This is a genomic window from Arenibacter algicola, assembly GCF_000733925.1.
GTDB lineage: Bacteria > Bacteroidota > Bacteroidia > Flavobacteriales > Flavobacteriaceae > Arenibacter > Arenibacter algicola.
The window spans coordinates 1,352,347-1,374,424 of record NZ_JPOO01000003.1 but is presented as its reverse complement, the minus strand read 5'-3'; the positions used below and the strand labels follow the sequence as shown (position 1 = coordinate 1,374,424).

The 22,078-nt window shown below is 39.0% G+C and carries 23 protein-coding genes and 4 tRNA genes; 15 read left to right on the top strand and 12 right to left on the bottom strand.

Going from position 1 to position 22,078, the window contains the following annotated elements:
* Positions 1–309 precede the first annotated feature (309 nt).
* From U735_RS0116350 to U735_RS0116295, 12 genes are all read right to left on the bottom strand, one after another.
* On the bottom strand, positions 310–615 hold the full coding sequence (locus U735_RS0116350) for a GIY-YIG nuclease family protein (protein ID WP_031444855.1): 306 nt from the start codon (positions 613–615) through the stop codon (positions 310–312).
* A gap of 1,129 nt (positions 616–1,744) precedes the next feature.
* Entirely contained in the window at positions 1,745–1,960 is a 216-nt protein-coding gene (locus U735_RS0116345) for a hypothetical protein (protein ID WP_031444854.1), read from the bottom strand.
* Positions 1,961–1,969: 9 nt separating this feature from the next.
* Entirely contained in the window at positions 1,970–2,734 is a 765-nt protein-coding gene (gene trpA / locus U735_RS0116340; RefSeq protein ID WP_031444853.1) for a tryptophan synthase subunit alpha, read from the bottom strand.
* A gap of 49 nt (positions 2,735–2,783) precedes the next feature.
* Positions 2,784–3,965: a tryptophan synthase subunit beta gene (gene trpB / locus U735_RS0116335; protein WP_031444852.1), complete on the bottom strand. Its 1,182-nt coding sequence runs from the start codon at positions 3,963–3,965 to the stop codon at positions 2,784–2,786.
* Positions 3,966–4,021: 56 nt separating this feature from the next.
* Positions 4,022–4,672 carry a phosphoribosylanthranilate isomerase gene (locus U735_RS0116330; RefSeq protein ID WP_031444851.1) on the bottom strand — a complete coding sequence of 217 codons (651 nt, stop codon included), beginning with the start codon at positions 4,670–4,672 and terminating at the stop codon, positions 4,022–4,024.
* A 10-nt stretch (positions 4,673–4,682) separates the two neighbouring features.
* Positions 4,683–5,465, bottom strand: a complete 783-nt coding sequence (trpC, locus tag U735_RS0116325; protein WP_031444850.1) for an indole-3-glycerol phosphate synthase TrpC — start codon at positions 5,463–5,465, stop codon at positions 4,683–4,685.
* A 31-nt stretch (positions 5,466–5,496) separates the two neighbouring features.
* Complete coding sequence (gene trpD, locus U735_RS0116320) at positions 5,497–6,492, bottom strand: anthranilate phosphoribosyltransferase (RefSeq protein WP_031444849.1); 996 nt, start codon at positions 6,490–6,492, stop codon at positions 5,497–5,499.
* Positions 6,493–6,585: 93 nt separating this feature from the next.
* On the bottom strand, positions 6,586–7,212 hold the full coding sequence (locus U735_RS0116315; RefSeq protein WP_051892188.1) for an anthranilate synthase component II: 627 nt from the start codon (positions 7,210–7,212) through the stop codon (positions 6,586–6,588).
* A gap of 85 nt (positions 7,213–7,297) precedes the next feature.
* Positions 7,298–8,695: an anthranilate synthase component I family protein gene (locus tag U735_RS0116310; protein ID WP_031444847.1), complete on the bottom strand. Its 1,398-nt coding sequence runs from the start codon at positions 8,693–8,695 to the stop codon at positions 7,298–7,300.
* A 280-nt stretch (positions 8,696–8,975) separates the two neighbouring features.
* Entirely contained in the window at positions 8,976–9,554 is a 579-nt protein-coding gene (locus U735_RS0116305) for a YceI family protein (RefSeq protein ID WP_031444846.1), read from the bottom strand.
* A gap of 38 nt (positions 9,555–9,592) precedes the next feature.
* A complete protein-coding gene (locus tag U735_RS0116300) occupies positions 9,593–10,225 on the bottom strand; it encodes an NAD(P)H-dependent oxidoreductase (protein WP_031444845.1) in 633 nt (210 codons plus the stop codon).
* 41 nt (positions 10,226–10,266) lie between these two features.
* Positions 10,267–10,713 carry a MarR family winged helix-turn-helix transcriptional regulator gene (locus U735_RS0116295; RefSeq protein ID WP_031444844.1) on the bottom strand — a complete coding sequence of 149 codons (447 nt, stop codon included), beginning with the start codon at positions 10,711–10,713 and terminating at the stop codon, positions 10,267–10,269.
* A gap of 213 nt (positions 10,714–10,926) precedes the next feature.
* Here U735_RS0116295 and U735_RS0116285 point away from each other — a divergent pair, with 213 nt between their 5' ends.
* The 15 genes from U735_RS0116285 to tuf all read left to right on the top strand — a co-directional run bounded on the left by U735_RS0116285 (position 10,927) and on the right by tuf (position 22,067).
* Positions 10,927–11,238 carry a rhodanese-like domain-containing protein gene (locus tag U735_RS0116285; RefSeq protein ID WP_031444843.1) on the top strand — a complete coding sequence of 104 codons (312 nt, stop codon included), beginning with the start codon at positions 10,927–10,929 and terminating at the stop codon, positions 11,236–11,238.
* A 111-nt stretch (positions 11,239–11,349) separates the two neighbouring features.
* A complete protein-coding gene (locus tag U735_RS0116280) occupies positions 11,350–12,633 on the top strand; it encodes a DUF2851 family protein (RefSeq protein WP_031444842.1) in 1,284 nt (427 codons plus the stop codon).
* A gap of 9 nt (positions 12,634–12,642) precedes the next feature.
* Complete coding sequence (locus tag U735_RS0116275) at positions 12,643–12,870, top strand: PspC domain-containing protein (protein ID WP_031444841.1); 228 nt, start codon at positions 12,643–12,645, stop codon at positions 12,868–12,870.
* A gap of 2 nt (positions 12,871–12,872) precedes the next feature.
* Positions 12,873–13,880 carry a potassium channel family protein gene (locus tag U735_RS0116270; protein ID WP_031444840.1) on the top strand — a complete coding sequence of 336 codons (1,008 nt, stop codon included), beginning with the start codon at positions 12,873–12,875 and terminating at the stop codon, positions 13,878–13,880.
* A 97-nt stretch (positions 13,881–13,977) separates the two neighbouring features.
* On the top strand, positions 13,978–16,044 hold the full coding sequence (locus tag U735_RS0116265; RefSeq protein ID WP_031444839.1) for an amino acid carrier protein: 2,067 nt from the start codon (positions 13,978–13,980) through the stop codon (positions 16,042–16,044).
* Positions 16,045–16,303: 259 nt separating this feature from the next.
* A complete protein-coding gene (locus U735_RS0116260) occupies positions 16,304–17,215 on the top strand; it encodes a ComEA family DNA-binding protein (RefSeq protein WP_031444838.1) in 912 nt (303 codons plus the stop codon).
* Positions 17,216–17,253: 38 nt separating this feature from the next.
* A complete protein-coding gene (locus U735_RS0116255; protein ID WP_031444837.1) occupies positions 17,254–18,393 on the top strand; it encodes an acyl-CoA dehydrogenase family protein in 1,140 nt (379 codons plus the stop codon).
* Between the two features lie 68 nt (positions 18,394–18,461).
* Entirely contained in the window at positions 18,462–18,656 is a 195-nt protein-coding gene (gene rpsU / locus U735_RS0116250; RefSeq protein WP_031444836.1) for a 30S ribosomal protein S21, read from the top strand.
* A 100-nt stretch (positions 18,657–18,756) separates the two neighbouring features.
* Complete coding sequence (locus U735_RS0116245) at positions 18,757–19,647, top strand: tyrosine-type recombinase/integrase (protein WP_031444835.1); 891 nt, start codon at positions 18,757–18,759, stop codon at positions 19,645–19,647.
* A gap of 45 nt (positions 19,648–19,692) precedes the next feature.
* Positions 19,693–19,995: a ribosome hibernation-promoting factor, HPF/YfiA family gene (hpf, locus tag U735_RS0116240; RefSeq protein ID WP_031444834.1), complete on the top strand. Its 303-nt coding sequence runs from the start codon at positions 19,693–19,695 to the stop codon at positions 19,993–19,995.
* Positions 19,996–20,093: 98 nt separating this feature from the next.
* A tRNA-Thr gene (locus tag U735_RS0116235) sits at positions 20,094–20,167 on the top strand.
* A 161-nt stretch (positions 20,168–20,328) separates the two neighbouring features.
* Positions 20,329–20,410, top strand: a tRNA-Tyr gene (locus U735_RS0116230).
* A 92-nt stretch (positions 20,411–20,502) separates the two neighbouring features.
* A tRNA-Gly gene (locus U735_RS0116225) sits at positions 20,503–20,575 on the top strand.
* 178 nt (positions 20,576–20,753) lie between these two features.
* Positions 20,754–20,825: transfer RNA gene (locus U735_RS0116220), tRNA-Thr, on the top strand.
* A gap of 54 nt (positions 20,826–20,879) precedes the next feature.
* Positions 20,880–22,067, top strand: a complete 1,188-nt coding sequence (gene tuf / locus U735_RS0116215; protein ID WP_031444833.1) for an elongation factor Tu — start codon at positions 20,880–20,882, stop codon at positions 22,065–22,067.
* Positions 22,068–22,078 lie beyond the last annotated feature (11 nt).

The following is a 22,078-nucleotide window of genomic DNA, read 5'->3' as shown; positions in this document are numbered from 1 at the left end:
TTTCGCGGGGCAAAAAAGTAAAAAATAACAGCTTTAGACCCGTCTTTGCCATGTGTAATTTCTGTGCAGGCAGTGGTCATTAGGTATATGGGTCAATCCTATATTTTCAGTGTTTAATTACCTTTTTCTGAGAATTTATACCCTTTTGCTGTTGCGTTCAGTCGGCATGTCATTCCTGCGCAGGCAGGAATCTAATTAAGTTCGCCGAATAAATTTCCCGTTTAATTGGTTGTGAGACTTTAGTGGATGATTTGTTCCCATTCATTTTTAGTTTAAATAGTCTGTCATTCCTGCGTAGGCAGGAATCCATTATTGATCGTACCAATTGGATGCAAGGTCTTGCCATTGGGGATTATCTTTTGAAATTAGGTTGATTTTCCAGTCGCGTTTCCACTTTTTAAGATTTTTCTCCCTTCTTATGGCGTCTTCAACAAATTGATGATTTTCAAAATAAACCAGTCTAACCAAATTGTACTTTTTGGTGAAACCGTCAATTAATTTGTTCTTATGCTCATAAATTCTTCGCTGTAAATCGTAGGTCATTCCGATATATAGGGTGCCATTCTTTTTGTTGGTTAGAATATAGACGTAATATTGATGAATTGTTTTGTGCATATTGTACCCCCTATGATAGGATTTCGACTGGTAATTTTAATGCCTACTTTTCAAGTTATCCAATTAAGATAATGCATATTTCAATATACACGATTTCAGTTCGGTGGATTCCTGCCTACGCAGGAATGACAATAATACCGCAATTATTTTATTTTAAGTTGATTTACTATTGTTTGAATAAGACAAAAAGTAGATTGTGATAATGCCTACGCAGGATTGACATACTGAACAATCATTACCATAACAGGGTACTAAATACATGGAAAATATTGTTAAACACAAAAAATCTTTTTTGAGTTCACGCCGAATAACGGCTAAAATGGATTCCTGCCTGCGCAGGAATGACAACGTGTTAATAAAGGCATTCTAATATCTGATCATGTAGTTATTGGAGTATAGCTGAAATCGAGGGAAGTTTCCAATTTCGATTCATAGGTCGTTTTTAGTAAACAATAAAGAATTGGAAAAAGGGTATACAAGTCTATTGGAATCCTGCCTACGCAGGAATGACAATAAGTGCCAGAATCATCCAATTAAGCAAATCTTTGTTTTAGTAATAGGTCTAAGATTAAAAGAGGTGTAATGGTAAAGCCTGATCGACTTTCCTTGTATTCATAATAGGAGGTAACTTTTCAAATTATCCAATTAAGATAATGCATATTTCAATATACACTATTTCAGTTCGGTGGATTCCTGTCTACGCAGGAATGACAACGTGAAAATGATTGGATGGTTTATAGCGGTTTTATTATCCTTTGAAAAAAAATAAATTAAGGAAGTTTGCCCTTTTCAATCCGTGGAATTGTTTTAAAGGAGCAATTAGTTTTATTAGAATGTCATTCCTGCGCAGGCAGGAATCTAATTAAGTTCGCCGAATAAATTTCCCGTTTAATTGGTTGTGAGACTTTAGTGGATGATTTGTTCCCATTCATTTTTAGTTTAAATAGTCTGTCATTCCTGCGTAGGCAGGAATCCATTGTTTTTTGGTGCTGAATTAGCAATGCGTGAGGAGTATTAAAGTAATGGGCGCAAAAGCTCTGCAATTTCTTTCAACGTTGGTACTTTTAGTTTTTACATGTCATTCCTGCCTAGGCAGGAATCCAAAAACGCAGCGTAAATGCTGTAGTACTTACTTTTTAAGAACTTTTATGAGCAGTAACCTTATAAGAAGAACAAACGGAAATCCGTGGAGAAGAACATCGAACCAGTCCATGGGTTTCATTCCCGTAGCACCGCCCAATATCCATTTTACCTTACCCAGAATATGGGGTTCCGGAAAATAAGGTGCCAGACCAAGGGTAAGACATAATAGTAGTACTATTTTCCAATTATTGATAATCTCCATTGCTCTTGTTTATTTTCTAATTCCCTTTACGAAGTCCCCAATTTTGCCAACACCGTTTTGTGTCAGAAATTTAATAAATGCCGATCCAATAATAGCTCCTTTCGCCTGTTTGGTAGCTTGCAGAAAGGTTTCGGAATTGCTTATCCCAAAGCCAACCACCTGTGGGTTCTTTAATTTCATATCCGCGATTCTCTCAAAGTAGCTTTCTTGATTATTTCCGAAACCATCTTGGGAGCCGGTAACGCTTGCGGAACTTACCATATAGATAAATCCGTCAGAGGCCTTATCAATTTGAAGGATACGGGCATCACTGGTTTGTGGGGTTATCAAGAAAACATTTACAAGTCCATATTTTTTAAATATGGCTTCATAGTCTTCTTGGTATACGTCCAATGGCAGATCGGGCAAAATAAGTCCGTCTATCCCTGTTTCCTGACATTTCTTACAAAATTCCTCTACCCCAAATTGTAGAACGGGATTGAAATATCCCATTAGTATCAAGGGTATGGAAACCGATTTACGGATATCTTTCAACTGCTGAAATAACAGCGATGTGGTCATTCCATTCTTCAAGGCTTGGGTAGAACTGGCCTGTATGGTAGGCCCGTCTGCCAATGGATCACTGAAAGGCAACCCAATCTCGATCATATCCACACCATTTTTTTCAAGATCTTGAATAATTTTTACCGTGTCGTTTAAAGTTGGGTAGCCCGCGGTAAAATAAATGGACAATATTTTTTTGTCTTCCTGTAATTTTTGATGTATTCTGTTCATTCTAATTTTATTATTTGCATTCCCACCAGGGTGCTAATGTATATATAGCTTACAGCTTAAAATATTTTATGTAGGTGTCCAAATCCTTATCGCCACGTCCTGAGAGATTAAAGACCACCACATCCTCTGGTCGGAATTTCCTGGTTTCCAGAATTGCAAATGCATGGGAGGACTCAATGGCCGGAATAATCCCTTCCAATTTGGATAATACCATTCCCGCCTGCATAGCCTCATCGTCCGTAACGGCAATGAATTCTGCCCTGCCCGTTTGGTATAAATGCGCGTGCATTGGGCCAACCCCTGGATAATCAAGTCCCGCAGAAATGGAGTAGGGTTCCGTGATCTGTCCATCGGTAGTTTGCATCAATAAGGTTTTGCAGCCATGTATTATTCCCATTTTTCCCAGCACGGAGGTTGCGGCACTTTCTCCGCTATCCACGCCCAGGCCTGCTGCTTCCACGGCTATGATGCCTACTTCCTCTTCGTGCAGAAAATGATAGAAGGTACCGGCAGCATTACTGCCACCACCTATACAGGCTACAACGTAATCTGGATTTTCCCTACCTTCTTTTTCTTTTAATTGCCATTTTATTTCTTCGGAAATAATAGACTGAAATCGGGTCACCATATCAGGGTAAGGGTGGGGCCCAATGGCAGAGCCAATAATATAATGGGTATCCACAGGATTATTGATCCAATCCCTTATAGCTTCATTGGTAGCATCCTTTAAGGTTCTACTTCCGGACAGTGCAGGCCTTACTTCTGCTCCTAGCATTTTCATACGGGCAACATTTGGAGCCTGTCTGGCAATATCTATTTCTCCCATGTACACAATGCACTCCATTCCCATAAGGGCACATACCGTGGCAGTGGCTACCCCATGTTGACCGGCACCCGTTTCGGCAATGATCCTGGTCTTGCCCAAACGTTTGGCCATAAGGATCTGTCCAATGGTATTGTTTACCTTATGCGCACCGGTATGATTCAGATCTTCACGCTTTAAATATACCTTGGTGTTGTACTTCTCCGACAAACGTTTTGCAAAATATAGGGGTGAAGGTCTACCAACATAATCCTTCAATAATTGATCAAATTCCTTTTTAAAGGATGGTTCTGCCATTATTTTTAGGTACTGCTGTCTAAGGTTTTCAACATTGGGATAAAGCATTTCGGGAATAAAAGCTCCTCCAAATTCTCCGTAATATCCCTTTTCGTCTACGTTGTAATTCATGGTTATGTAATCTAGTATTTAGTACAGAGTATAAAGTATTGAGTATTGGTTTATCACTACTCAATTCTCACTACTTTTTTAAATTCTTTTAATTTATCAATATTCTTTAATCCTGGTTCCAATTCAAATTTACTATTGACATCAATGGCGTGGCAATATTTCGATTCCGGTCTTTGTTGAAATTCCATTATTTTTTCAATCTCGTCCAATCCAATGCCACCACTCAGAAAATAGGGTTTAGAGGAGGGATAATTTTTTAGCACTTCCCAACTGAAGGTAAATCCGTTGCCTCCAGGTAATTTGCCCTTGGTGTCAAAAAGAAAAAAGTCACAAACATTTTCATAGGGAGCCAAATTGCTAAAATCAAAATCATCTTTAATGGAGAAGACTTTGATTATCTCTAGACTATTTTCCTCTAAAGCTTTTGAACGATCACTAGTTGATTTTTTTAGGTCGCTACAGAATTCCGGACTTTCCTTTCCATGTAATTGGACTGCCTGTAAACTGTATTCCTTTACTTTTTTCCTAATTTCTTCAAGGGGAGCGTCCACAAAAACACCTACTTTTTTAATGGAGGCGGGCAATTTGGGAATATTACCATCAAAATACCTTTTGGAGGGTTCCCAGAATATAAAACCAAGATAATCTGGATCAAGGGTGGCCACCTCCAAGGTATTCAATTTCATTCCACACACTTTCAGTTTCATGGCTATTGTTTTATTTAATCGATTTAATAAATTGAAGGGCGCTTAGTCCGGGATTATCGGTTTTCATAAAATTCTCCCCAATAAGGAAGCCTTGATAGCCGTAAGGTTTTAACTCTTGTATTGCCTCTATAGAACTTATGCCACTCTCGGAAACCTTCACAAAATCATCCGGAATTAATTTGGATAAAGTCTTACTGGTATCTAGGCTTACTTCAAAAGTCTTTAAATTTCTATTGTTTACCCCCAACATGTCCAAACTGGGCATAATGGATTTCTGTAATTCTTCCTCGTCATGGACCTCCAATAGTACATCCAAGTACAATTGTTTTGCAAATTCGGATAAAGCCTTAATTTCAGCCCGGGTCAATATGGCTGCAATTAATAATATTACATCTGCCCCATAGGCCTTAGCCTCCAATAATTGGTATTCGTCAATGATAAATTCCTTGCGAAGCAGAGGCATTTGCACGGATGCCCTGGCCAACAAAAGGTCGTCCAAAGATCCGCCAAAATATTTCCCATCCGTTAGGACCGACATGCCACAGGCACCGGCTTTTTCATAACCTACAGCTACATCGGCGACACTATTGTTTTGATTTATGACCGACTTGGAAGGAGACCTTCGTTTGTGTTCCGCAATTATTCCACTATTACTACTTCTAAGGGCATTGGCCAAGGAAACGGTGGGTCTGTGAAACAATACGGAAGCTTCCAACTGGGAAACCGGGATAATGGATTTTTTTAAATCCACTTCCTTTCGTTTATCCAAAACTATTTTATCCAGTATATTCATGATACTATAAAGTTGGCTTGGGTATAGCCGATTATAATTGACTTAAGGCCTGTAATTTTTTTAATGCTGCAAGCCCTCTTCCGCTAAGAAGGGATTCCTTGGCTTCTTCAAAGCCTTCCCTTGGACTAATCCCTTTAACTGTTGCAATGGCAATACCCGCATTGGCACAAACCACATTATTTTGTGGCGTAGTACCTTTCCCTTGTAAAACATTTAGAAAAACCTGTGCGGATTCTTCAATACTATCTCCACCCACTATTTCCGATGCGGAGATGGCTTCAACACCAAAATCCGATGGCTTTAACATCCCCTCGGATTTGTTGGTAATGGTTTTGGTATTTCCTGTCAAGGAAATTTCATCGTAACCATCCAAGGCATGCAATACGGTAAAGTTCTTATCGGTCTTCTGGTACAGATAACCGTACATTCTTGCCAGTTCCAAATTAAAAACTCCTACCATTTGGTTCTTGGGGAAGGCTGGGTTCACCATTGGGCCCAACATATTAAAAAAAGTTTTTACGCCCAATTCCCTACGAATAGGAGCCACATTTTTCATGGCTGGGTGAAATAACGGGGCATGTAGCACACAAATACCTGCTTCGTCTATACATTTTTCAAGAAATCCAACCTCATTACTGAATTTAATGCCCAAGAATTCCATAACATTACTGCTGCCACATTTTGAGGATACGCCATAGTTGCCGTGTTTTGTTACCTTAACATCTGCCCCTGCTGTAACAAAACTGGCCAAAGTAGAGATGTTGAAGGTGTCCTTGCCGTCACCACCTGTACCACATAGATCTATGGGGTTGTATTGTGATAGGTCTACCGCCAAACAAAGCTCCAACAGGGCATCCCTAAAACCTTCCAATTCTTCTATAGTAACGCTGCGCATCATATATACTGTTAAAAAGGCGGCAATCTGACTTGTGTTGTAATCTCCTTTGGCAATATTGACCAAAACCTGTTTTGCATCCTCTTTTGGAAGTACATCGTGATTGATCAGTTTGTTTAAAATATCTTTCATAAGTCTCTCTCTCTCAAACCCTCTTACAATACAAGGGTTTTTTTGGTTATAATTATTCTTTGTCTATCAGCATTTTATTAGTTCCCCACCTTATTAGCGGTTAGGGGAGGTCACCCAGTTCTCCAAAATTTTCTTGCCATGAGGAGTCAAGACCGATTCGGGATGAAACTGTACTGCACTTACATCAAAGACTTTGTGGCGCAGTGACATGACCTGTCCATTCTCATCAAAGGAGGTAGCTTCCAATACTTCTGGAAGTACTGGGTCTACTACCCAAGAGTGATAACGACCCACCTCAATTTCTTGAGGTAAGCCCTCAAAAAGAATATCATCTTTTACAATATTTATTTTGGTAGCTATTCCGTGGTAGACCTGGTCTATATTGACCAATGATCCTCCAAATACCTCCGCAATGGCCTGTTGCCCCAGACATACTCCAAAAATACTTTTTGAAGGTGCGTACATGGCTATAATTTCTTTGAGAAGACCTGCTTCTTCAGGGATTCCTGGACCTGGAGAAAGAACAATCTTGTCATAAGCCTCTATTTCTTCCAAACTTATTTGATCATTTCTTTTGACGGTTACGGTGCAATCCAGATCCTCCAAATAATGGACAAGGTTGTAGGTAAAACTATCGTAATTGTCAATTACCAATATGGACTTTCCTTCTTCTTTGCCCAAGGATTTGGTGTTTGTTTTTTTATCTGTATTCTCTTTCATACTATTGATGTTCTCTTTTGAACATTTATATTGATCTGTCCATCTGCCGCGATAAGTAAAGGACGAGGCAAATTAATTGGTGTTATTATATAGTTTCTGCGATTTCCAGGGCTTTGGTAAGGGCTCCCAATTTATTGTAAGTTTCCTGAAGTTCGTTATCAGGATTTGAAGCGGCCACCAAACCGGCTCCCGCCTGGTAATGCAATTGATGATTTTTACTTAAAAAGGTTCTGATCATAATGGCATGGTTAAAGTTTCCGTTGAAATCCATAAACCCTATGGCCCCGCCGTAATAGCCCCTACTGGTTTTTTCGTATTTCTCAATAAGTTGCATGGCCATGTGTTTTGGAGCGCCACTTAAGGTGCCTGCAGGAAAGGTGTCGGCGACAACTTTCATAGTAGGGATGTCTTTTTTCTTTAGTCCGGTTACCTTGGAGACCAAATGTATTACATGTGAAAAGAATTGTACCTCCCTGTAATTTTCCACTCTTACCATGGTACCGTTGCGACTCAAGTCGTTTCTTGCAAGGTCCACCAACATAACGTGTTCGCTGTTCTCCTTGTCATCTATTTTTAATTTTTTGGCCAATTCAGCATCCTGTTCATCATTCCCCGTTCTTTTAAAGGTTCCTGCAATGGGGTGAATTTCCGCTTTGCCATCCTTTACTATTAATTGGGCTTCGGGAGAACTTCCAAAAATTTTGAAATCCCCATAATCAAAATAGAACAAATACGGGGATGGGTTTATAGATCTTAGGGCCCTATATACGTTAAATTCATCGCCCTTAAATTCTTGGGAGAACCTTCTGGATAATACCAATTGGAAAACATCGCCTCTATTACAATGTTTTTTCGCCAATTCTACATGCTCTTTATAGTCCTCGTCCTTTAGATTGGATATTGGATTTCCCTCTTTGGAGAAATTATAGGAGGCAAAGTTTTTGGCGCTGAGAATTTGTTCTATTTCCCCAATATTATTCTCGGATTCAAAGCAGTGCGCAAAAATATAGGCCTCGTTTTTAAAATGGTTTATGGCCACTATATTTTGATAAACGGCATAGTAGATGTCCGGAATGGATATGCTGTTTTCCTTTTTGGAAATGTCTATGTCTTCAAAATACCTCACTGCATCATAGGCCATATATCCGAACAAACCATTGTTTATAAATTTAAAGTTGTTGTTCTGGGATTCAAATCTTTGGCTAAAATCATGTAAAATACCAGGGATGTCCGTTTGTGGGCCGATACTAGTTTTCTCAATGGACCCGTCCGGGTACTGCTTGGTGACCGTCTCGTTTTCTACTTTTATGGAAGCGATGGGGTTGCAGCATATATAGGAAAAACTATTATCATTGGCATGGTAGTCACTACTTTCCAGCAGAATACTATTGGGGAAACGATCTCTAATTTTTAAATAAACACTCACAGGGGTGATGGTGTCTGCAAGTATTTTTTTGTGATGTGATACTAACTGGTATTTCATGATAATTCTTTTAATTGCTACTCTCTGCCAATTGGTTCTTTGATTTCTATGATAAACGAAAAAAAGGCTTGTCGTGATGACAAGCCTTTTATATAGTTATACTACAATGATGCTTTGCTCACGATGTTTTTCGTAAGTTGCTCCACCACCAAGTATTTGATACCATGTTTTTCATTGCAGGCCAAATATAAGAAGGAATTTTATATATACAAACCTGTGTTACGTAAAAAATAAAAAACCCCACAATTGTGAGGTTTTAAACATTAATATTTGTGATGGTTTAGAATACCAAATCTACTACAAGATCAAACTCGTCATATATGGTTTTATCCCCTAAATTCGCAAAGAAACTACCTGAGTTGTATTTTACGTCATATAAAGACCGGTCTACCTTCATAGTGGCCGTAGCCTTGTTTCCATAGATAGAGATGTCAAAAGTTACTGGGTTGGTTTTTCCTTTTACGGTAAGGTCTCCAGTAACTTCATAGGAATTTTTGCCTGTGGCTTTTACAGAGGTAAAGACCAATTTGGAGGTAGGATGTGCCTCAACTCCGAAAAAATCATCGGATTTCAAGTGATTTTCCAATTTTCCTTTGTATTCCCCTTGCAAGTCGTTTGAAACCAAGGTAGGCATATCTACAACAAATTCTCCTCCAGTTAGTTTATCTCCGTCAAAAATTAAGGAGCCTTCCTTTAGGGCAATTGTTCCATGATGGGACCCTGTAACTTTGTATCCTTTCCAAGTAACCGTACTTTCTGATATTTTTACTTCTTTTACTTCGTTGTCCACTGGAGTGGATGCCATGGCGGTTAAACCTGTAAATACGGCCAATACTAAACTCAATGCGCTTTTTTTCATAATTTTAATTTTAAGATAATGTTTGTTAAAGTTTCTGTTTATAAATGTGTAATTAAATTTTCTTTCGCTTTTCGCACTTTTTTATAATGCTGTGTTTTATCCTCTATGGATCTATAACCTACAGCTACAAGGACTGCTGCGTTAAGCCCTCTTTTAGATAGTCCGAGCATTTCGTTAAATTGGGCACTATCAAAACCCTCCATAGGGCAGGTATCTATTTTTAGATCGGCAGCTGCTGACAGTAAATTCCCCAATGCAATATAAGTCTGTCTAGCTGTCCAAGTGGCCTTGGCCGATTCCGATAACGGCATTAATTTTGACTTCATAAAATCTGAGTACCCTTGAAGATCATTGGACGGAATACCCCGTGTTTCACTTACATTGTTTAAGTAATCATCTACCAATTCTTCACCAAAAGTGGACTGGTTGGCCAGTACTATTAAGTGGGAGGCTTCTGTTATTTGGGATTGTCCCCAAGCTGCGGGCTGTAATTTATTTCTCAGGGCAGCATCTTCCACAACCAGTATTTCATAAGGTTGCAATCCGTAGGAGGATGCGCTCAAGGCCGTAGCTTCCAATAAATTTTCTAAATCTTTTTTGGACACTTTTTTGGAAGCGTCGAACTTTTTGGTGGCATAGCGCCAATTTAAATTTTCTATATAAGAATTCATGTTTTGAATTTAATAATTATTTGTACTTGTTTTAATTGCGTTTAAAATTTATCCAGTAATTTATTTAAGGACGATAAATCGTCTGGGGAAAAATTCTCCAACAATTTTTCCTCGGACTCTTTCATTGCCAAATCCATTAGGGACAATGCACTTTCACCTGTAGGGGTTATGTTTATTTCAACTTTCCTACGGTTACTTGGGCATACCATGCGTTCTACATATCCCTTAAGGATCAACTTGTCTACCAATCTAGTGGTATTGCTCATCTTGGTCACCATTCTTTCATTTAAGGTAGAAAGATTGGCGGGTTTGCCTTTTTGGCCTCTTAGTATCCTTAGTACGTTAAACTGCTGCAATGAAACTCCATGGGGTTTTAGCGCCGCAGTCATCATCTCATTTATCTTGCTTTCAACAAGGCTTAAATGAATAATGGTCCTACTTGTAATAGGGATTTGTTTATCGGTTTTAATAATTTTTTCTACATTCATGTCATTACAACAATTGTATATACAAATGTATGGATTAAATTAAGTTCTCCAACATTGTTGGTGATAAAAATTTGTTAAATAGTATGATGCATGTTCAAATAGGCAAAATTGGTTTGCTTTATTTTGGCAAATGGCTCCCTTTTATATTTGTGCTTTAAATGTTGGATGATTTTTTTTAAAAACATTATTTTTGGGGATTAAAGAATAACACAAATGGCAGATTTATCACAAGAGGAGTGGAGTGAACAATTTGAAAACGACGAGAACGCCTTCTTGTTGGATGTTAGGACTCCAGAAGAGGTTGAGGAAGGGTATATCCCAAACGCGACCAATATAGATATTTATTTAGGGCAAGAGTTCGTTGCCGAACTGGAAAAGTTGGACAAAACTAAAAACTACTATGTCTATTGTAGGTCTGGGCAACGCAGTGGTCAGGCATGTGCCATCATGAACAAGTTGGGCTTTGAAAATGCTTACAATTTAGTAGGCGGGTTTATGAACTGGGAAGGTGAAATAGCGGAATAACATACTTGAGGGCCGGCCTTGTCAAAATTAAGGTCTAAAGGGCTTCTTGGCATAAAGTATCTTGCTTTCATTTAACCTTGTGGAGTATTGGTTTTTTCCTTACTTTGGATTATGCGGGAAGATCTTTTGCATTTTATTTGGAAGTATAAAAAACTTCAATTGGGGAATTTAAAAGGCTCCAAAAATGAAGTCATTCAAATATTGGATGTAGGATCCCATAATCTTTTGTCCGGTCCCGACTTTTTTAATGCCAAGATTCAAATAGATGAACAATTGTGGGCCGGTACGGTGGAGATGCATATAAAATCTTCCGATTGGTACGCCCACAATCACGAAATAGATCCCAATTACCAAAATGTAATCCTTCATGTGGTTTGGGAGGACGATTGTGACGTCTTCAGGAGCGATAATACGGTTATTCCCACTTTAGTGCTCAGAGAGTATATTTCCTTCAGTCTTTTACAGGAGTACCAAAAATTGTTCTACCGCAAAGAGCGCTCATTTATAAATTGTGGAAATGAGATTGGTGGCACTTCTGATTTTGTTTTACAGAATTGGTTGGAGGTACTCTATTTTGAGCGTTTGGAGAGGAAAACAGATTTGGTGGCCCAACTGTTAAAAGCTTCCAACAACGATTGGGAGCGCGTGTTTTTTGTATTGCTTTTCAAAAATTTTGGACTTAAAATAAATGGCGAGTCCTTTTATGAAATTGCTAATCGACTGCCTTACCCAGTGGTACGTAAAATACAGGGCAGTAAACTTCAAATGGAAAGTTTGTTCTACGGCTTTGCAGGATTCTTGGATAATGATGATACCGGCGATCATTACTATAATAGCTTAAAAAAGGAATTTGCCTTTCTAAAGGCCAAGTTCCATTTCTTGGAAACACCACATCAAAAACCGGAGTTTTTTAAACTGCGCCCATCTAATTTCCCAACAATCAGACTTTCCCAATTGGCCAATTTGTATGTATTGCACCAAAACCTCTTCAGTAAGGTTGTCAATGCCAAAAGTGTAGAGGAACTTTATTTGGTTTTTACAGTTTCTGCCAGTGAATATTGGAACAATCATTATACTTTTGGAAAAGTCTCCAAGAATCATGTCAAGATACTTACCAGGAAGTTTGTAGATTTATTGATTGTCAATACAGTTCTTCCCATAAAATTAAGTTATGCAAAACATATGGGAAGGGATGTGCCAGAGGAGATAATAAATATCATTTCCGCTATAGCACCAGAAAGCAATACGGTTATTTCTAAGTTTAAGTCGCTTAATTTACTATTTCCCTCAGCCAAAGAAAGTCAGGCAGTAATACAGTTGTACAATGAATATTGTACAAAAAATAAATGTTTGCAATGTGCTGTGGGCCATCAATTATTGAATAGAAAACCCTAATTTTAAGGCATGAACATTTTCTATACGGTACTTTATTACTTTCAGAAAAGAGGATTTGAGGTTTGTAGGCGGATAGCTGAGCGGTTGGGCATACGTACAAGAGTAGTTCGTACATCCTTTATATATCTTACTTTCGTTACCTTGGGCTTTGGTTTTGCCCTTTATTTGTTTATGGCTTTTTGGTTAAGGATTAAGGACTTGCTCTATACCAAAAGAACCTCTGTTTTTGATCTTTAAGTATGATAAGACTTTTTCGCTCCCGAATGTATTTGGCTCTGGCTTTATTGGTCATGGTCTTGTTGTTCGGGGTATTTGGATATAGGTTCTTATCTGACTATACTTGGATAGATGCCTTTTATATGACCATTATAACGGTAACCACCGTTGGTTTTTCTGAGGTACGTCCGTTGGATGCCGAGGCAAAAATATTTACAGTTGTTTTAATTGTTACAAGTGTATTTATATTTGCGTTCGCAATTTCGGTAATAACAGAATATATCCTGAGTCGTAATGCGCTTCAACTTCTAAAGAAAAAAAAGGTGAAAAACAAAATCAGTAGTTTAAGCAGCCATGTCATTATTTGCGGTTTTGGCCGAAATGGAAATCAGGCAGCGGAAAGACTTAAGGCTTATAACCGGCCTTTTGTGGTCATTGAAAAAGATAGGGAAGTCATAGAAAAGTTTGAAGAAGAGATCTTGTTCGTTGAAGGTGATGCCAATGAAGATGATACCCTCATAGAAGCCGGAATAGATAGGGCGCAATACCTAATTACGGCAATGCCCGATGATGCTGCCAACCTATTTGTGGTGCTCTCGGCCAGACAATTGAACAATAACCTGTTCATAATAAGTAGGGCTTCCCAAATAACGTCCCAAAAAAAATTAAAACTAGCAGGGGCGGACAAGGTGATTATGCCCGATAAGATAGGAGGGGATCACATGGCGTCCTTAGTAGTTATACCCGACCTTATTACCTTTATGGACAAACTTTCAACAGAAGGGGAGAATACTACCAATTTGGAAGAGGTTACCATAGAAAGCTTTATGACCAAGATAGACAACCATTCTTTGCGCGATCTGGATTTGAGAAGGAAGACAGGCTGCACTATAATTGGGTATATTGAACCGAATGGCAATTATATAATTAACCCAGAGGCCGATCTAAAATTACAGCCGCAGGGGAAAGTAATAGTATTGGGCAGGCCGGAACAAATAAAAAAATTAAATGAGATGTTCCACATTGATTGAGTGGATAAAAAATTATATTTGATTCCAAGCATTATTTTTAGGATATTGCCGGAATATTAGAAGCTAAACCAACAAAATTAAACTTTTCAAGCTACATATGAAGAAATATATATCTTCCATTTTTTTACTGTTTTCGTTTGTTTTATTTTCCCAAGAACTTATTGTAAAGGAGTCTATTTACAATCCTTCGAACAATATCAATGATGGTGTTGTAAAGTTGGAGGTTGAAGGTGGTACTCCACCCTATCAATATAAATGGAGTAATCAAAATACCCCATTGACCGCCAATCAAGCAACTAAACTTGTAGAAGGCCTTCCCTATACAGTTACTATTACCGATGCAAAAGGGTTGAAGATTACCAAGGAGTACAAAGTACCTAGCGAGGCAATTACCGAATTTTTTAATGGAGTTATGACACCCGCCGTAAGTGCTTTGGGATCCGTTCTTTTTTGGGATCCTTTCGCTGCCATTGGGATTTATGATCCAGTAGTGTATGCGGATGTGAAACGCATTGGAATTCCAGGTTGGTCCCCTGAAACCCAGGATAAGTTTATTCTAAAGGAGTGGTTGAAGCCTGAAGGACAAATGGTGAAAAAAGGGGATGATATTGCGATTATTTCTAAAAGTAATGGAACCACCGAAACAATAACGTCGCCTGTCAACGGCCAATTAAAATATTTGGCCAAGGAAGGAGGGGTTATATACAATTCCGAGAACTCGGAGCACGTAATTGAGCAAGGAGCCCATTTTTTGGCAGAGGTTAAATATGATGAGCCTGTTATTATAACCCATCCCAATGGAGATCCACAACAAAAGGCAATACCATTTATAGTAATTTGGTTGGTAATCGGAGCTATTTTCTTTACGTTGAGAATGGGCTTTATCAATTTTAGGGGATTTAGACATTCAATAGATTTGGCCAAAGGTAAATATGACGATCCGGATGCCCCGGGACAAGTAACCCATTTTCAAGCCTTGGCAACAGCCGTTTCCGGTACGGTGGGACTAGGGAATATTGCAGGGGTAGGGGTGGCCGTTTCCTTGGGAGGTGCCGGTGCAACATTCTGGATGATTGTTTGTGGTCTGTTGGGAATGTCTTCCAAATTTGTGGAGTGTACATTAGGGGTTAAATACCGTAATATACTTCCTGATGGCCGTGTTTTTGGAGGTCCAATGAACTATCTGCGCTATGGACTGGAGAAAAGGAATTTAAAAGGTCTGGGAAAGGCGCTTGCCGGTCTTTTTGCGGTATTGGCAGTGGGGGCTTCTTTTGGAGGCGGAAATATGTTTCAGGCCAATCAATCTTTTGAACAGCTTTCCGGTCAATTCCCGGCCTTACAGGGCAATGGATTTTGGTTTGGAATAATTACGGCAATACTTGTCGGGGTGGTAATAATTGGTGGAATTAATAGTATAGCCAATGTAACCGGGAGGGTAGTACCTATTATGGCTTCTATTTATATTCTGGCCGCCTTAACGGTAATCATCATCAACATAGAAAATATAGGCCCTGCATTTGCGGCCATAGTGGATGGGGCTTTTAGTCCAAGTGCACTTAAAGGCGGTGTTATAGGGGTTTTGATCGTTGGTTTTCAGCGGGCCGCATTCTCCAATGAAGCCGGAGTTGGTTCTGCTGCAATTGCGCATAGTACGGCGAAGACAAATCATCCACCGTCAGAAGGTTTTGTAGCCCTTATGGAGCCATTTATAGATACCGTCGTGGTATGTACTTTGACCGCTTTGGTTTTAATATTTACAGGAATGCACGAAGTTGAGGGGATGGCAGGTGCCCAATTAACATCTGATGCCTTTGGAAGTGTGCTTTCATGGTTTCCATATGTTTTGGCCTTGGCAGTGTTCTTGTTTGCATTTTCAACCATGATTTCCTGGTCCTATTACGGTATGCGGGCTTGGACCTATCTTTTTGGGAAAAGTAAAAAAGTAGAATTTGTATATAAGATGTTATTCCTAGTTTTTGTAGTGGTAGGTGCATCTGTGAGTTTGGGAGCAGTATTGGATTTTTCGGATATGATGATCCTGGCCATGTCCTTCCCGAATATTATTGGACTTTACCTGATGTCCGGTGAGGTGAAAAGAGATCTTGATGACTATTTGGTAAAACTTAAGGCCAATTTACTTTACAAAAAAAAGGGAAAGGCATAACTAAAGATTTAGGAGAATAAACATTAATCCCACCTTGGATTCCATACGCTGGAATTTGGTGGGATTTTCTTTTAAATACAGTTAAGTAATACGGGCTTATTTTATTATATTTAGCTTATGGCCATCCTAGATTTGGGTTAGGGCAATATTTTGAATGTAGCCGCTTTTGTAGCTATGCCTTTTTTGCAATAAGTAGTAATGGTCTTTGGATCATATTCTGTGATAATTAAAAGTGCTTTTAAGACATAAAGTTTGAGTCGTGAACAGAAAATCGTTTAAATCCCACTTTAAGTTCAATAAACAGGAGCGAAGCGGGATTTTCTTTTTGTTGCTTCTCATAGTTATTTTCCAGGCAGTATATTTTGTTGTTAAATCCTATCCTCTATCTGAAAAGGCCAATTCCCTAACGGTCGACGAGGAATACCAAACCAAAATTGATGAATTGAGAAGTCGTAACCAAAAGAGGGATTCGATCTCGGTCTTTCCATTTAATCCCAATTTTATAACAGATTACAAGGGTTATATTTTGGGGATGTCTACAGAGGAAATAGATAGGCTACATGTTTTTAGAGCTAAGGAGCAGTTCGTTAATTCCGCCAAGGAATTTCAAAAAGTAACATTGATATCCGATTCCCTATTGGAAAGTTTGCGGCCCTATTTTAAGTTTCCCGAATGGACTCAAAAGGGAAGTAAGGAGACGTTAGGTGGCGCTGGGTCCCGCTCTTCAATGAGATCGGAAATAGTGTCAGTTGACAATGCTATTAAACCTGGTAAGGTCAAGGATCTTAATAGTGCTACCGCAGAAGAATTAAGGTCCGTGAACGGAATTGGGGAAAAGCTGTCCCAGCGCATTGTGAAATTTAGGGACCATTTGGGAGGTTTTTTGGTGGAGGAGCAATTAAGCCACGTATATGGTCTGGAGCCCGAAGTGGTTGCAAGAGTTCTAAAAGACTATAGGGTTTTGGAAAGTCCGGCTATATCCAAAATCAACATTAACCAAGCATCTTCAAGGGATTTATCAAAACTGGTTTATATAAAATATGACGTGGCAGCGCGTATTGTAGCTTTCAGGGAAGCGAACGGTGGTATAGCTTCATTTGATGAATTAATAGAAATCGAAGATTTCCCTTCAGAAAAATTAGATATAATTAAGTTATATTTGCAATTATAAAAAAATTGCTAATAATGGTTATCGATACCCCCTCAACAATGAGTTTTGATTACTCTGAAACTCAACAATTGGTGGCTGCCTCTGCCAAGGAGTTTGCTGAACAATATATTAGGCCCTACGTCATGGAATGGGATGAGGCCCAAACCTTTCCTATTGAGGTTTTTAAGAAAGCAGGGGAAATGGGTTTTATGGGGGTTTTGGTTCCCGTTGAACTGGGTGGTTCCGGCTTGGGTTATCATGAATATGTGGCTATAATTGAAGAGATTTCCAAAGTGGATCCTTCCATCGGTTTGTCGGTAGCAGCGCACAACTCATTGTGCACCAATCATATCCTTAGTTTTGGGAACGAGGTTCAAAAGAAGAAATGGATACCAAAATTGGCTACGGCAGAATGGATCGGTGCCTGGGGCCTTACAGAACACAATACGGGTTCCGATGCCGCAGGGATGAGTACTACTGCTGTCAAGGAAGGTGATTCCTGGATATTGAATGGTGCCAAGAATTTTATTACCCATGGTAAGAGTGGGGACATTGCTGTGGTGGTGGTAAGAACGGGGGAGAAAGGGGATAGTCATGGCATGACCGCCTTTGTAGTGGAAAAGGGGACGCCAGGTTTTAGCAGTGGAAAGAAAGAAAACAAATTGGGAATGCGGGCCAGCGAAACGGCCGAATTGGTATTTGATAATTGTAAAATTCCGGACTCTAATAGATTAGGTGGAGTAGGGGAAGGATTTGTGCAGTCCATGAAGATTTTGGACGGGGGAAGAATATCCATTGGAGCTTTGTCCTTGGGAATATCCAAAGGCGCTTATGAAGCTGCCTTGAAATATTCTAAGGAGAGGGTGCAGTTTGGAAAGCCGATTAGCCAATTTCAAGGTATTTCCTTTAAACTTGCCGACATGGCCACTGAAATTGAAGCATCGGAATTGCTTTTGCACAAAGCGGCTTTCCTTAAAAATGAAGGGCGCAATGTTACCAAATTGGGGGCTATGGCCAAAATGTATGCCTCGGAAGTATGTGTAAAAGTGGCTAATGAGGCGGTCCAAATACACGGTGGATATGGATTTACCAAGGATTTTCCTGTGGAAAAATTCTATAGGGATTCCAAGTTGTGTACTATTGGGGAAGGGACTACCGAGATACAGAAAGTGGTGATTGCCAGAAAAATTTTAAAATAAATATTTGTAATTCATTTTTAAGGTATATATTTGCAGCCTTAATCACAAAAGAGAGGAGGTTATTGCCCATGTTAATAATACCAATAAAAGAAGGAGAAAACATCGATAGAGCTTTAAAGCGTTTCAAGCGTAAGTTCGACAAGACAGGTACAATGCGACAGTTGAGAAAACGTCAGCAGTTTACTAAGCCATCTGTAGAGAACAGAGCGAAGATTCAGAAAGCTCAATATATTCAAGGTCTAAGGGATAAGGAGGAAATCTAGATCCACTTGAATTTATAATAGTTTAAAAAGTTCCACTTATTGTGGGACTTTTTTTTTGTGCCCTATTCTTATCGGGGGTTATCTTTTGTAACTTTGGGATATGTCCATAGAATCATTTATCTCGTATTTGTCATTGGAGAAGAACTATTCTCCGCATACCACAAAAGCATATCATAACGACATAGTTGAATTTGAAAATTTTTGTAGGCAGCAGTTTAATCTTGAGGATATTGCCCAGGTGTCCTATAACTTGATTAGGAGCTGGATAGTATCACTTGTGGAATCTGGAGTTTCCAACAGGTCTGTAAACAGAAAAATCGCATCCCTAAAGGCTTATTATAAATTTCTGTTAGGAGTTGGAATTTTGACCATTAACCCCTTATCAAAACATAAAGCACTCAAAACTTCGAAGAAGATAGAGATACCATTTTCCGAAACGGAGATGGAAGATGTTCTTTCCCAAATTCCTTTCGAGAATAATTTTGAAGGTAAGCGCAACAAGTTAATTATCGAATTGCTTTATACTACCGGCATAAGACGTGCCGAACTGATTGGCCTAAAGGTCAAGGATGTAGATTATCAGGCTATGACTATAAAGGTATTGGGGAAGCGCAATAAGGAACGGATCATTCCTCTTTTGGGGGCCACCAAGGTATTGTTTTTGGAATATAATCTGGAACGTAGTACATTAAGTGTAATCCAGGATGAAGCATATATTTTTCTCACGGACAAAGGCAATAAAATGTACGAAACGCTTGTTTATAGAATTATAAATAAGTATTTTAGTTTGGTGTCGGCCAAGGTAAAAAAGAGTCCGCATATTTTAAGACATACTTTTGCCACACATTTGCTAAATAAGGGTGCGGATTTAAATTCTGTAAAGGAATTATTGGGGCATTCCAGTTTGGCATCGACCCAGGTTTATACCCATAATAGTATTGCGGAATTAAAGAAGGTACATTTCTCCGCTCATCCTAGAAGTAAGAAATAGTACTGTCTTAGATTTTATTGTTTAATTCTTTTAAAACTTCAATTTATGAAAGTAAATGCACAATCGGTGAATTTCACTGCAGACGGAAAGCTTATTGATTTTATTCAGGCAAGATTGAATAAAATGGAATTGTTTTATGACAAGGTAATTAGTTCTGATGTATATCTTAAGGTTGAAAATACAAGTGCTAAGGAGAATAAAATTGTGGAAATCAAGGTGTTGGTTCCTAAAGATAAGTTTGTAGTGAAAAAGCAATGCAAGTCCTTTGAAGAGGCTGTGGACACAGCGTGTAGTTCCTTGGAAAGGAAGTTGGTTAAGCGAAAAGAAAAAATAAGATTAAATGCGTAAAAAAATTATCAAAAAATGTTTTGATTAAATAAATAAATATCTACATTTGCAGTCCGTTAGAAATAGCGGACTTTTTTTTGAAGAAAAAAGTAACAAAAGCCGATGTAGCTCAGCTGGCTAGAGCAGCTGATTTGTAATCAGCAGGTCGTGGGTTCGAGTCCCTCTATCGGCTCAAAAAAAACAGAAATAGTATTATTTTTGTTTGAAATTTTGAAAGAGGGTTGAAAAGCGTCCGGGACGAGAAGTTTATCCCGAGCGTAGTCGAGGGGAGTCCCTCTATCGGCTCAAAAAAAAGAAAATTAATATTTTCTTAGGTTCTTTAAAATATGGTTTGGGGAGATACTCAAGCGGCCAACGAGGGCAGACTGTAAATCTGCTGACTACGTCTTCGCAGGTTCGAATCCTGCTCTCCCCACAAAAGGCCTTTAAAGGTCTTTGTATGAAAATACAGAAAGTTTTTTTTGAAATGATGAAATTAATTTTTAGGTTTGCCTAAAAATTATAAAAGCGGGAGTAGCTCAGTTGGTAGAGCGTCAGCCTTCCAAGCTGAATGTCGCCGGTTCGAACCCGGTCTCCCGCTCTAGATTTTAAAAGCAAAAGCTCCTTTGATGGGGCTTTGCGCAATTAAAATTAAATGGACTAGATTTAATTATCCTGTCCTGAGCGACGCCGAGGGTAAACTTCGTCAACGCTCTTAAACTTTGGGTATAGGGTTATAGTTTTAAATTGGGCCTGGCCCAATGGTTAAAATTAAAGATGCCGGTGTAGCTCAGGGGTAGAGCGTTTCCTTGGTAAGGAAGAGGTCATGAGTTCAAATCTCATCATTGGCTCAATTAAGGCATTATTTGTACACTAATATAAACTAAGAATTAAAATTAACAAACATGGCAAAGGCAACATTTGATCGTTCCAAACCGCATTTAAATATAGGTACTATTGGACACGTGGATCACGGTAAAACTACATTGACTGCTGCGATTACTACAGTATTGGCAAACGCAGGACTTTCTGAAATGAGAAGTTTCGATTCTATCGATAACGCTCCTGAAGAAAAGGAAAGAGGTATTACTATTAATACTTCACACGTAGAATATTCTACCGCGAACCGTCACTATGCTCACGTAGATTGTCCAGGTCACGCGGATTACGTAAAGAACATGGTTACTGGTGCTGCCCAAATGGATGGTGCTATATTGGTTGTTGCTGCTACTGATGGTCCTATGCCACAAACTCGCGAGCACATCCTATTAGGTCGTCAGGTTGGTATTCCAAGAATCGTTGTTTTCTTGAATAAAGTGGACATGGTTGATGATGAGGAGCTTTTGGAATTGGTTGAAATGGAAGTAAGGGAATTGCTTTCTTTCTACGAGTATGATGGTGACAATGGACCTGTTATTTCTGGATCGGCTTTAGGTGCACTTAACGGTGAGCAAAAATGGGTTGATACTGTAATGGAATTGATGGAAGCTGTTGATAGCTGGATCGAATTGCCAACAAGGGATGTTGATAAGCCTTTCTTGATGCCTGTTGAAGATGTATTTACTATTACAGGTCGTGGTACTGTTGCTACTGGTCGTATCGAGACTGGAGTTGCAAATACAGGAGATCCTGTTGAGATCATCGGTATGGGTGCTGAGAAATTGAACTCTACTATTACTGGGGTTGAAATGTTCCGTAAGATATTGGATAGAGGTGAAGCTGGAGATAACGTTGGTATCCTTTTGAGAGGTATTGAAAAATCTCAAATAAAAAGAGGAATGGTAATCTGTAAGCCAGGTTCTGTTAAGCCACACGCTAAATTTGAAGCTGAGGTTTATATCCTTAAAAAAGAAGAAGGTGGACGTCACACTCCATTCCATAATAACTACCGTCCTCAGTTCTATGTAAGAACTACAGATGTTACCGGTACTATCAATCTTCCAAGTGGAGTTGAGATGGTTATGCCTGGAGATAACCTTACTATTATTGTTGACTTATTGTCTCCAATTGCACTTAGCGAAGGTTTGCGTTTTGCTATCCGTGAAGGTGGTAGAACAGTTGGTGCAGGTCAGGTTACCAAGATATTAGACTAATATTTTAGTAT